At 71.8% G+C, this 227-nt stretch carries 1 protein-coding gene; it reads right to left on the bottom strand.

Features of this window, described 5'->3' with window-relative positions:
- On the bottom strand, positions 1-214 hold a 214-nt coding region (locus AC5P1B_RS35985; RefSeq protein ID WP_493892244.1), incomplete at its 3' end, for a hypothetical protein.
- Positions 215-227: the final 13 nt, after the last annotated feature.

Genomic DNA, 227 nt, shown 5'->3' with positions numbered 1-227 from the left:
CCGCCCCACTGCGCGCCGACACCACCCACGGCACCACCCCAACGCCAGACCCCGACCCGAGCTCAGCCGACACCACCTGAGCGCTGGCCATCGCCCCCGGCTCAGCCGCCACCTCAGCCTCAACCACCGGCCTCGCCTCAGCCGACACCGCCTCAACCACCGGCTCCGGCGCATCTGACACCGCCTCAACCACCAACTCCGGCGCCTGCTCCAAGATCACATGCGCG

This window comes from Streptomyces sp. A01 (assembly GCF_059026195.1).
The sequence above is the reverse complement of the archived record's forward strand: the minus strand, read 5'-3'. Positions and strand labels throughout refer to the sequence as shown.